The 11,030-nt window shown below is 68.2% G+C and carries 10 protein-coding genes and 1 pseudogene; 7 read left to right on the top strand and 4 right to left on the bottom strand.

Annotated elements, in window-relative coordinates; genetic code table 11:
• From QOD90_RS06415 to QOD90_RS06405, 3 genes and pseudogenes are all read left to right on the top strand, one after another.
• Positions 1–303: pseudogene (locus QOD90_RS06415) on the top strand (acyl-CoA dehydrogenase family protein); the annotation flags it as partial.
• A gap of 10 nt (positions 304–313) precedes the next feature.
• Complete coding sequence (locus tag QOD90_RS06410; RefSeq protein WP_526347803.1) at positions 314–2,542, top strand: acyl-CoA dehydrogenase family protein; 2,229 nt, start codon at positions 314–316, stop codon at positions 2,540–2,542.
• A 32-nt stretch (positions 2,543–2,574) separates the two neighbouring features.
• Complete coding sequence (locus QOD90_RS06405) at positions 2,575–2,985, top strand: PNPOx family protein (protein ID WP_526347801.1); 411 nt, start codon at positions 2,575–2,577, stop codon at positions 2,983–2,985.
• 9 nt (positions 2,986–2,994) lie between these two features.
• Here the strand turns inward: QOD90_RS06405 and QOD90_RS06400 are convergent, their stop codons facing one another.
• The 4 genes from QOD90_RS06400 to QOD90_RS06385 are packed head-to-tail and all read right to left on the bottom strand — an operon-like array spanning position 2,995 to position 6,911.
• Positions 2,995–3,912, bottom strand: coding sequence for an NADP-dependent oxidoreductase (locus QOD90_RS06400; protein WP_526347799.1), 918 nt, complete (start codon positions 3,910–3,912; stop codon positions 2,995–2,997).
• A gap of 44 nt (positions 3,913–3,956) precedes the next feature.
• Positions 3,957–4,811: an SDR family NAD(P)-dependent oxidoreductase gene (locus QOD90_RS06395; protein ID WP_526347797.1), complete on the bottom strand. Its 855-nt coding sequence runs from the start codon at positions 4,809–4,811 to the stop codon at positions 3,957–3,959.
• The gene (locus tag QOD90_RS06390) at positions 4,795–5,730 is read right to left on the bottom strand and encodes a TIGR03619 family F420-dependent LLM class oxidoreductase (RefSeq protein WP_526347795.1); all 936 of its coding nucleotides are present in this window, start codon (positions 5,728–5,730) and stop codon (positions 4,795–4,797) included. Before QOD90_RS06390 ends, QOD90_RS06395 begins: the two co-directional genes overlap by 17 nt.
• Positions 5,730–6,911, bottom strand: coding sequence for an acyl-CoA dehydrogenase family protein (locus QOD90_RS06385; protein WP_526347793.1), 1,182 nt, complete (start codon positions 6,909–6,911; stop codon positions 5,730–5,732). The genes QOD90_RS06390 and QOD90_RS06385 overlap by 1 nt, the downstream gene beginning before the upstream one ends.
• A 90-nt stretch (positions 6,912–7,001) precedes the next feature.
• Between QOD90_RS06385 and QOD90_RS06380 the strand changes: the two genes are divergently transcribed.
• The 4 genes from QOD90_RS06380 to QOD90_RS06365 are packed head-to-tail and all read left to right on the top strand — an operon-like array spanning position 7,002 to position 10,813.
• A complete protein-coding gene (locus QOD90_RS06380) occupies positions 7,002–7,811 on the top strand; it encodes a siderophore-interacting protein (RefSeq protein WP_526347791.1) in 810 nt (269 codons plus the stop codon).
• A gap of 3 nt (positions 7,812–7,814) precedes the next feature.
• Entirely contained in the window at positions 7,815–8,870 is a 1,056-nt protein-coding gene (locus QOD90_RS06375; RefSeq protein WP_526347789.1) for a FecCD family ABC transporter permease, read from the top strand.
• Positions 8,867–9,925 carry a FecCD family ABC transporter permease gene (locus QOD90_RS06370; protein WP_526347787.1) on the top strand — a complete coding sequence of 353 codons (1,059 nt, stop codon included), beginning with the start codon at positions 8,867–8,869 and terminating at the stop codon, positions 9,923–9,925. Before QOD90_RS06375 ends, QOD90_RS06370 begins: the two co-directional genes overlap by 4 nt.
• A 12-nt stretch (positions 9,926–9,937) precedes the next feature.
• A complete protein-coding gene (locus QOD90_RS06365) occupies positions 9,938–10,813 on the top strand; it encodes an ABC transporter ATP-binding protein (protein WP_526347785.1) in 876 nt (291 codons plus the stop codon).
• Positions 10,814–11,030: the final 217 nt, after the last annotated feature.

Raw genomic sequence — 11,030 nt, 5'->3', positions numbered from 1 at the left:
CGACTGCTGGTACTCGAGGCGTTCACGACCGCCGAAGCGGCAGTCGCGGCGGGCGACGAGCTGACTCCGACGCTGCGGGTCGACATGCGCGTGGCGGCGGTCTATGCCACCGACGTGGCCCGCGAGTGTGCGCAGTGGGCGCACCTGGTGGCCGGGACCACGTCGATCCGCGAGGGCAGCCGGCTCGAGCGGGCCTTCCGCGACCTCTATACGGGAACCCAGCACGCGTTCATCAGCGAGAAGGTCGCGATCGACTCGGCCCAGGTGTGGCTCGGGATCATCGACGATCACTTCTCGCTCTAAAGTCCGCTAGATGGCCATCGCCCTCACCGAAGACCACGAGATGTTGGCCGCGACGGTCACCGGTTTCGCCGCACGACATACGCCCACCGCGCAGACGCGGCTGTCCTTCGACGGACTCGCGGCGGGCGTCGAACAGCCGCACTGGACGCAGCTGGTCCAGCAGGCGCTGCACGCCGTGCACATCGCCGAGGACCTCGGCGGGCAGGGCGGTGGCCTCGAGGAACTGGCGGTCGTCGTCGAAGCCGCAGGCGCTGCGCTACTGCCGGGTCCACTGTTGCCAACCGTGACGGCCAGCGCGGTCATCACGCTTGGCGCGGTTGGGCTCAAGCGCGCAGCACTGCTCGCGGCGTTCGTCGATGGCGTCACCGGCGCCATCGTCCAGCCATCGGCCGGCATCAGCGCCACTCGCAACGGCGCCGGTTGGGTGCTGTCCGGGGCCAGCCCGCCGATCCTCGGGCTGCTATCGGCCGGCATCGTGATCGTCGGCGTCGCGACGTCGGACGGCGTCGCCTGGCTGCACGTCGATCCGGCTGCACCCGGTGTCGCATTGGAGGCGTTGGAGGGCACCGACCTAACCCGTGACATCGGTCGACTGCGGCTCGACGGCGTACGTATCGCCGCGGGCGACGAGATCGCGGGCATCGATGCGACCGCCGCTAGGACCGTGGTGACCGGGCTGCTGGCGGCCGACGCCGCCGGGGTCATGCAGTGGTGCCTCAAGGCGTCGGTCGAGTACGCGAAGGTGCGCGAGCAGTTCGGCCAGCCCATCGGCGCGTTCCAAGCCGTCAAGCACAAGGCCGCCCGGCTCTTCATCGCCGAGGAACTGGCGTCCGCCGTTGCCGCCGACGCCATCCGCAGCCTCGAGCAAGATTCCGATCAGCAGCGAATTGCCACCGAGACGGCGGTTGTCATGGGAATCGGCCGCGCCGTCGACGCGGTGATGGAGGCAATCACCCTTCACGGTGGCATCGCCGTCACCTGGGAGCATGACCTGCACCTCTACTGGCGACGTGCGATTAGCGTTGCGGCGCAAGCGGGTTCGACGCGTGCGGCAGTGCGAAGTCTGGCCGAGGTCGCTCTTCGTGCCAAGCGGGACTTCACCTTCTCCGCCGACGACACCGCCGATCCCGAGTTCCGTGCCCGTGTCGCCGCGGTGCTCGACGAGGCGCTGGCGATGCCCGCCGACGTGCCGAGCACCGACGATCCGATGAAGGTCTACACCAAGGGGCGGCGCCGCGAGTTCCTCGCCGAGTCGGGTCTCGTCGCGGCCCACTGGCCGAGGCCGTGGGGTGTCGGCGCGACGGCCGCCCAACAGGTGATCCTCGCCGAGGAGTACGCCACGCGCGACCTGACCCCGCCCAACGTGCTGGTCGGCGACTGGGCGGTGCCGACGATCCTCGCTCACGGCACCGACGCGCAGAAGGAGCGGTTCGCCGGACCGACGCTGCGCGGTGACATCGTGTGGTGCCAGTTGTTCAGCGAGCCGCAGGCGGGGTCCGACCTTGCGAGCCTGAACACCAAGGGGGACAAGGTCGATGGTGGTTGGTCGCTCACGGGTCAGAAGGTGTGGACCTCCGATGCGCACCACGCCCACTGGGCCATCTGCCTGGCCCGCACCGAACCGGACGCGGTCAAGAAGCATCGGGGGCTGAGCTACTTCCTGGTCGACATGCACGCGCCCGGTGTCACCGTGCGGCCGCTGAAGCAACCGAGCGGTGACTCGCACTTCAACGAGGTGTTCCTCGACGGCGTCTTCGTCCCCGACGATCAACTGCTCGGTGAACGGGGCCAGGGCTGGGCGCTGACCATGACCACCCTGCTGAACGAGCGGACGACGATCAGCTCGATGATGACCCTCGGCGACGACGACCGGGTCCGCAAGATCATCGACGAGGAGTTGTACTTCGGTGACCGCAGCGATGCGGTCGCGGCGCTCGGCCAGATAGTGGCAGAGACGACGGGCGTTGCAGCACTGAACTATCGAGAGTCCGTGCGCCAGTTGCACGGTGAACTGTTTAGCCCGGGCGCGTCGGTGGTGAAGGTCGCGTCGGCGGAGTTGAGTCGCACGACGGCGGCGATCTCGCTGGACCTCGTCGGTCCGGAGGCCAGCCTCCGCCAGGCGCCCGCCGACGTCGTCTCGAACCAGATGTTCGTGCCTGCGTTCCTCATCGGCGGCGGCACGGTGGAGATCCAGCTGAACGTGATCGCCGAGCGGATCTTGGGCTTGCCTCGCGGCTAGGGTGCGCGCGCCCGACGCGTATCGTCGGCGGCATGGCACTGGCACCGGGAACGTGGCCCGCTCCGTTGCTGCGCGCGATTCGTACCTTCAACAAGTACCTGCTCAATCCCGTCATGAGCAGGCTTGGCGGACGCAAGAATTCGTACGCCGCCGTGATCCGGCATACCGGCAGGAAGTCGGGCAAGCAGTACTCGACCCCGGTGGGTGCCGATCCCACGCTGGCCGGTTTCATCATTCCGGTGGCCTATGGGACCCGGGTGGACTGGCTACAGAACGTGCTCGCCGCCGGCCGGGCGACGGTATTGGCCGAGGGAGAGGTTCACGAGGTGACCGAACCCGAATTGCTCGACGCGGCAACGGCCATGCCGATGCTAGCGCCGAGCCGTCGACGGACCTACGAACGCATGGGCATTCCGCACTATCTGCACGTGAGGCTCGCCTGAGCTGCCGAGTCAGCTGACTTCGATGACGACCTTGCCCCTGGCGTGGCCGATCTCCACCGCCGCGACCGCGTCGGCGGCTTCGTCGAGTGGGCGGACGTCCTCGACGTGTGGTTCGAGCTTGCCGTCCGCGACGAGCGCGCCGACGATCTCGAGGACGCGGTGGGTGCGGTCTCGCTCGACCATGTGCCCGCCCAGCTCGGTGACCGTGAAGTCGCCCGCGCTGATCAGCTTGGTGCGGTCGGCCACCAGTTCGGCGACCGCGCGGAGCGCATCGCCACCGGCGAGGTCGAAGATCGCGTCGACACCGTCGGGCAGGATCTGCCTCACGCGATCCGCGACGTCCGCACCGGACGGCACCAGGGTCGCGCCCAGCGTTTCCACCAGCGCGCGTTTGTCCTCGCTTGCCGTCCCGATGACGTTGATGCCGAGGTCTCTGGCGATCTGGGCGGCTGCCACTCCGACACCGCCGCCGATGCCGTTGATCAGCAGCGTCTGACCCTCCTTGAGGTCGAGCTGCGTCACGCCGTCATACGCGGTCGCGGCAGCGACGGGCAGGGTGGCGGCGTCGTGGAACGAGACCTGCGGTGGTTTGTGGGCGGCGGCGCTCGCGGTGACGAGCGTGTACTCGGCGTACCCGCCGGACCCTGGTGCGACCGACCCGAACACCTCGTCGTTCTCGGCGAAGCCGTCGACGTCCTTGCCGACGCCGCGTACGACACCCGAGACCTCGCTACCGAGCACGGCGGGGAGGTCGCTCTCGCGCGCGGCACCGAGCAGGCCGGCCCGAATCTTCCAGTCGACGGGGTTCACGCCCGCGGCGCGCACCTCCACCAACAGCTCGCCTGCCAGCGGAGACGGCATGTCGAGGTCGAGGAATTCCTGGACGTCGGCCCCACCGTTGCTTCTGTATCCGAATGCTTTGACCATTGAGGGCGCGTACCCGGCGGCCGCCGGCCGGTAAACCGTGCGGGTCAGAGGTTCCTGGAGCGGTTGACGAAACGCCCCTCCCGCGGCGAGAACAGCCACCCACCGCCTGCCTTGGTGCCGCCGTCGACGGCGATGTTCTCGCCGGTCACGAACGCCGAAAGATCTGAGGAGAGGAACAGGGCCACCCTGGCCTGGTCGTCCGGCACGCCCACCCGGCCGACCGGAGCCCACGACGCCCAGAGTCGGTCGACGTCCTCGTAACCGGTGAGGTAGTCGACCTGCGGTGTTTGCGTCAGGTCGCACCCGATGCCGTTGACGCGGATGCCGTGCCGCCCCATCGAGACCGCGAGGCTGGTGGTGAAGTGGGCGACGGCGGCCTTCATCGCGCCGTACACGGGGTCCTTCGGATAACCGCGCATGCCCTCCACCGAGTGGACGTTGACGACGCACCCTCGGTGGGCGGCCATCATCGAGGGAATGAATGCCCGTGTCACCGCGAAGACGTGGAAGAGGTTGACGGCGTACATCTGATCCCAGCTATCCGGCGACGAGTCCTCGAACGGCACCAGTGGGCGGTAGTCACCCACGTTGTTGATGACCACGTCGACCCTGCCGTGCTTGGTCAGTACCGCGTCGGCCAGCCGGGCGACGTCGTCCGACTTCGTCACGTCGAGCACGTGAGTGCGAATCGTGCCGCCGGTATCGGACACCTCCGCCCGGACCCGCGCGGCGCGGTCCTCGTCGATCTCGGCGACCTCCACCAGGGCGCCGTGGCGAGCGAACAGCCGCGAGATCGCGCCGCCGATGCCGTCACCACCGCCGGTCACCACGGCGACCCGACCGGCCAGTAGCTGGTTCCAATCCTCAATGGGCGGAACGGAATCAGCGGGTGGCGGCATGGAAGGCACTCGCCAGTTCGGACAGCAGGTCGATGGCGTGCTGGCGGTCCTTCGGGATCGAGAGGGTGAACCGCACGTCGGTGACGCCGGCTTCGACGAGGGGCGGCGCCGTGGCCACCGTCGCCTCGACGTCGATGCCGCCGTCTGCGCGCTTGACGGTCACGGCATTGCCCTGCACCTGAAGCCCGGTCGGATCGCCATCGGCGGCGACGATCGCGTCCTTCATCCTGGTGATCGCCTCGGCCGGATCGTCTCGGGCCGTACCCCACGGAATCCAGCCGGAGCCGAAGCGCGCGATCCGCCGCGCGACGGAGGCGTTGACCGTGCCGCTCACCCAGATCGGAACACCGCCTGGCTGAACCGGTTTGGGCATTTGATGGATGCCGTTGAAGGACAGTTCGGCCGAGGCGTAGGTCGCGCGCCGCTGCGTCCAGAGGGTCTGGCACACCTCGAGCGTGTGGTCAAGCGCCCGCCCGCGGCGCTCGAAGGCCAAGCCCACCGCGTCGTACTCCTCGCGTTGCCAACCGACGCCGACGCCGAGGTCGACCCGTCCGCCCGACAGCACGTCGAGCGTCGCGACCTGCTTCGCCAGCACGGCGGGCCTGCGCAGTGCCGCCAGGAGAATTGCCGTGCCCAAGCGAATCCTGTTGGTGGTCGCGGAGATTGCCGTGAGTACCGTCAGCGGCTCCAGCCACTGTCCGTCGGGCCCGGTGGGCTGGCGTCCGCCTGCGACGCCGCCGAGCGCCGGGTTGGCGTACGCCTCTGGCGCCTCACCGAAGACCACGTGGTCCGATACCACGACGCGGTCGATGCCAGCGACGTCCATCGCCGTGGCCAGCCCGAGCGTCGTCGACCAGTCGTGATCCGGGTCGTCGGTGAAAGTTCGCAGCTGTAGCGATATCTGGGGGTAGTCCGGCACTAGATCATCGCCCGCAACGGGCCTGCCGGATCGACACCGAAGGAGCTGAGGGCCGAGGCGTGGAAGGTGGTGCCAGGCACGTGAATCGCGTGTGCGAGACCCGTGTGCGCGTCACGCCAATATCGTTGCAGCGGCTTGTCCATCCGCATCGCGTTGCCACCGGAGCGAGAAAAGATTTGATCGACGGCCATCACCGCCCGCCACGCCGCCCGAACCTGGGTGCGTCGGCCCGCGGCGCGGTCCTCGAACGACACCTCCGCGCCGGAATCGACGATGTCCCAGATCTTGTCGACGTTGGCGAGCAATTCCTGCCGAGCGGCGTTGATGTCGGCGGCCGCCTCGCCGATGGCGTACAACACGTAGGGATCGTCCTTGATCGCGGTTCGCGCGGCAGTGACTCGGTCGCGTTGATAGTCGAGATGTGCGGCCAGCGCCCCCTCGGCGATCCCGATCACGGCCGACGTGATGCCCAGCGGGAACATCGTCGACCACGGCATCCGATAGAGCGTCTGTGTCAGGCCGGACTCCCGTTGGGTCGTGCCGTCCATCACCTCGGTGGCGTTCATCACCCGGTGATCGGGCACGAAGGCATCGCGGACGATCACGTCCTTGGAGCCGGTTCCGCGCAGTCCCACCACGTCCCAAGAGTCCTCGACGATCTCGTAGTCCGCGCGGGGCAGGACCAGATGGAGCATGGTCGGCGGCGTCACGGGCCGGCCCGCGTCGTCACCCACCATGCCGCCGAGGAAGATCCACTCACAGTGGTCCGTACCCGAACTGAACTGCCAGCGGCCGTTGAAGACGTAGCCACCGTCGACTGGTCGGGCGATGCCTTGCGGCGCATACGGGGAGGCCATCCACGTATCGTGGTCGGTGCCCCAAACCTCTTCCTGTACAAGCGGATCAGCGTAGGCGAGCTGGTAGGGGTGGACCCCCACCACGCCATTGATCCAACCGCTGGCGGGGTCGAGCGCCGCGGTTGCCATCACGGTCTCGGCGAACTCGCGCGGATGTACCTCGTAGCCGCCGTAGCTCGCTGGCTGAAGCAGCCGGATGTTGCCGACGGACTTGAGCAGCTTGGCCGTCTCGTCGGGGAGGCGGCCAAGTCGCTCGGCCTCGGTCGCCTGCTCGCGAAGCTGGTCGGCGACATGGGCCAGCCGGTCGATCACCCGTTCCGTCATGCCTCCATGGTGGACCCGATCACGGATTTCGGGCGGCTGATCGAAGAAGGCGGTCGCCACACACGATGCCTATTAGGTTAGCCTCACTATATGGCGACCGTGAATGGCTCCGTTGCCGAAGTGAGCGATGTCGGACCGCGGATGCGGCGCGTGGTCTTCGAGGTTCCGCGGCTGGCCGACCTGAACCTGCCAGGGGGCGGCGATGAGGCACTCGGCATCTACTTTCCGGACGAACCCGAGGGCCGCAACTACAGCGTTCGCCGCCGCGGTCCTGGCGAGAACCAGGTCACGTGTGACTTCGTGCTGCACCAGCGGGGCCTCGCCAGCGACTGGGCCAGGCGGGCCGCGGTCGGCGACCCGGTGGGGTTGGACCACGCCCGCAGTTGGTATCGGCCCGAGCCCGCGACCCGATGGCAGCTCCTGATCGCCGACCTGTCGGGCCTGCCCGCGCTGGCCAGGATCCTCGACGAACTTCCCGACGACACCACCGCTGCGGTGATCGTCGAAGTTGCCGACGCCGCCGATCTGGACTACCTGCCGCTGCGGACCGACATTCCGGTGGTCTCCACGATCGGCACCGGAAACGGTTTGGCGCCTAGCCGTCTCACCGAGCTGGTGCGCGACCACGCCCACCCTGACGGCCGCGGATACTGCTGGTTCGCCGGTGAGGCGCAGGCGACGCGCGAGGTGCGCAAACATCTGCGTGGCGACCACGGCTGGGGCGCCGAGCAGTACGACATCGTCGGCTACTGGCGGTTCGACTCCGAAACCTGGGACCGCAAGTTCGAGGCGGTCAGCGACGAGATGGTGGCCGTGTACGAGCGCGCGCTCGCCGACGGCAGGGGTGACAAGGTCGCGTCCGAGGAGTTCGACCTCGCGCTCGAGAGCATCGGGCTCTAGCCGTTGGACGTCCTTTCGCTTGATCCGGGGGCCTCCCGCGCCGACACCGACCTCGCACCGTCAGGCGACCGACGCCGGGCTGTCGGCCTGTTGGTCGCGGCGGCCGTGCTGGCGTTGACGTGTGTGCTCAGTCTGGCGATCGGGACCGAGAACGTCGGGTGGGCGACGGTGTGGCGGGCGGTCGTCGACTACACCGACACCGGCAATCAGTGGATCGTGCACGACCTCCGGATTCCGCGCACGTTGCTAGGCATCGTGGTAGGAATTGCGCTCGGGCTCAGCGGAGCGTTGATCCAAGGGGTGAGCCGAAACCCGTTGGCCGACGCGCAGATTCTGGGCATCAACTCCGGTGCCGGACTCTTCGTCGTCGCCGCGATCGCGTTCCTCGGCCTGCGTTCGGTGTGGTCCTACGTGTGGTTCGCGTTCATCGGCGCCTTCGTCGCCATGGTGTTCGTGTACCTGATCGGGATGACCGGACGGGCCGTCGTGACCCCGGTCCGCATGCTGCTCGCCGGCGTCGCCGCGGGTGCGGTGATGGAGGGCATCTCGTACGGAATTCGACTGCGCAATCCGAGAGCGTTCGACTCCATGCGGTACTGGGACGCCGGCGCCCTCGACGGGCACTCGCTGGGGGTCGTCGGAGTGGTCGCCCCCTTCGTGGTGATCGGGGCGGCGCTGTGTCTCTACGTCAGTCGCGGGTTGAACGCCATCGCACTCGGTGACGACCTCGCCGTTGCCATGGGCGGCAACGTCGTTCGGACCAGGGTGATCGGGCTCCTCGCGGTCACCATGCTGGCAGGCGCGGCTACCGCGGGCGCGGGACCGATCGGATTCGTCGGCCTGATGGTCCCGCACGCGGTGCGCTGGTTCACCGGCCCGGACTGGCGGTGGATATGCGCTTACTGCGTGTTCATTGCGCCCGCGCTGCTGCTCGCGGCGGACGTCGTCGGCCGCGTCGTCGTGCGGCCAGGCGAACTCCCCGCCGGAATCGTCACGGCATTCGTCGGTGCGCCGGTGCTGATCTGGCTGGTGCGACGCAGGGCCGCGGCAGCGCTGTGAGAACGCCCGAGACCATCGACTTCGGCCGCCGACAATTGGTCGTGCGCCGTGAGCCAGCGGTGTCGCTGAGGGCGTCCTGGCGAACCATCACGGTGCTGTCGACTCTCGGTGCGGCCGCCATGGTGCTGGCCGTGCTGGCCCTTGGTGTCGGCCAGTATCCCGTTCCGCCGGGCCAGGTGATCGCCGTTCTGATCGGCCACGATCACTCCTTTGCGAGCGTGCTGGTGCTCGAGTGGCGGATGCCACGAATCCTGTTGGCGCTGTTGATCGGTGCAGCACTGGGCGTCTCGGGCGCGATCTTCCAGGCGCTCACGCGAAACCCGCTGGGGAGCCCGGACGTGATCGGATTCGACTTCGGCGCATACGCCGGTGCGTTGATCGCGATCGCCGTGCTCGGCGGCGGCTACTATACGACCGCGGTCAGCGCCGTGGTCGGGGGTCTCGTCACGGCCGTCGTCGTCTACCTGTTGTCGTACAAGAACGGGCTTGCGGGCTTCCGGCTGATCATCGTGGGCATCGCCGTCAGTGCGGTGCTGAGCTCGATCTGCCAATGGATCATCCTCAAGATCAGGCTGCACCAGGCGATTACGGCGTCCATTTGGCAGCAAGGGTCACTCAGCGGGCTGGAGTGGGCGCAGGTGTTCCCCGTCGTGGGTGGCCTCGCGATCGCCGTCGCGATGCTGTTCGTCGTGGGGCCGCAGCTTCCCATCCTGCAGATGGGTGACGACGCGGCCGGAGCGCTCGGCCTCCGCCCCGAGCGGGTGCGGTTGGCCTACTTCGGAATTGGCGTGCTGCTGATCGCCGTCGCCGCCGCGGCAGCTGGTCCGATCTCCTTCGTCGCGCTCGCCGCGCCGCAGTTGGCGCGGCGCCTCACGGGGGCGCCAGGCGTCGGGCTGATGTCGGCTGCGGTGATGGGCGCGTTCCTCCTGCTGGGCAGCGACTTGATCGCCCTGCGAATCTTTGCGCCCGCCGAACTGCCGGTAGGCGCGGTGACGGTCACCCTGGGTGGGCTGTACCTCGTCTACCTGCTCGTCGTCCAGGCGCGGCGCCAATAGAAAGGGGGGTGAATGTCCGACGAAGTACGTCTCGTTGCGCGCGAGTTGTCGCTCGGCTACGGTTCGACGCCGATCGTCGACGGGCTGAGCGTCGCCATCGCCGCCGGTGCGGTCACCGCCATCGTAGGCCCGAACGCCTGTGGCAAGTCGACGCTTCTGCGCGGCCTCGCCCGGTTGCTGAGTCCCACTGCGGGACAGGTCATCCTCGACGGGACCGACATCACCCGCCTGCGCACCAAGGACGTCGCCAGAAGGCTCGGCCTGTTGCCGCAATCGTCGATCGCCCCCGAAGGCATCACCGTGGCCGATCTGGTGACACGCGGGCGCTTCCCCCACCAGACGATGCTGCGGCAGTTCTCCCGCCACGATGAGCGGGCTGTCGTCGAGGCGATGGCGGCCACCGGGGTGACCTCGATCGCGGGGCGGCCCGTCGACGAACTGTCCGGCGGCCAGCGTCAACGGGTGTGGATCGCGATGGTCTTGGCCCAGCAGACGCCGCTGATCCTGCTCGACGAGCCGACCACGTTCCTGGACATCGCCCACCAGATCGAATTGCTGGAACTGTTCGCCGAGTTGAACGCCGAGCAGGGCCGCACCATCGTCGCCGTGCTGCACGACCTCAACCACGCGTGTCGATTCGCCGACGAGATCATCGCCATGAAGGCTGGATCGATTGTGGCTCAGGGCAATCCGTCAACCGTCGTCACGGCGGGCCTCGTCGAGGAGGTGTACGGCCTCAAGTGTCAGGTCATCGCCGACCCCGAGACCGGGACTCCGTTGGTGATTCCTCGAGCGTCCAGCCGGCTGCTTGCCAGGAGAATCTTCGCCATCGGCGTCGATCCGGCGCAGCCGGTACCCGGTGCGGTCGGGCAGTGGAGATGGGCCTGACGGGTGGTCGAGTTGGACTGCTCGCGAGGGGGGAACGCGGGGGTTAGGCGTTGGACAGGTCGGCGACCGGCTTGCCCGTCAGCCCGTTGCCAAGCTGGGGGACAAGCAGATTCAGGGCGTACAGCATCGCGTTGGGTCCGCTGAAGGCGATCGCGCCACTGAGGGTGGACTCCGAACCGGCATAGAGCGTGCGGCCCTCACGGACGACGTTGAGCCG

This window comes from Mycobacterium sp., from assembly GCF_032161845.1.
In the GTDB taxonomy this organism is placed as follows: domain Bacteria; phylum Actinomycetota; class Actinomycetes; order Mycobacteriales; family Mycobacteriaceae; genus Mycobacterium.
The sequence above is the reverse complement of the archived record's forward strand: the minus strand, read 5'-3'. Positions and strand labels throughout refer to the sequence as shown.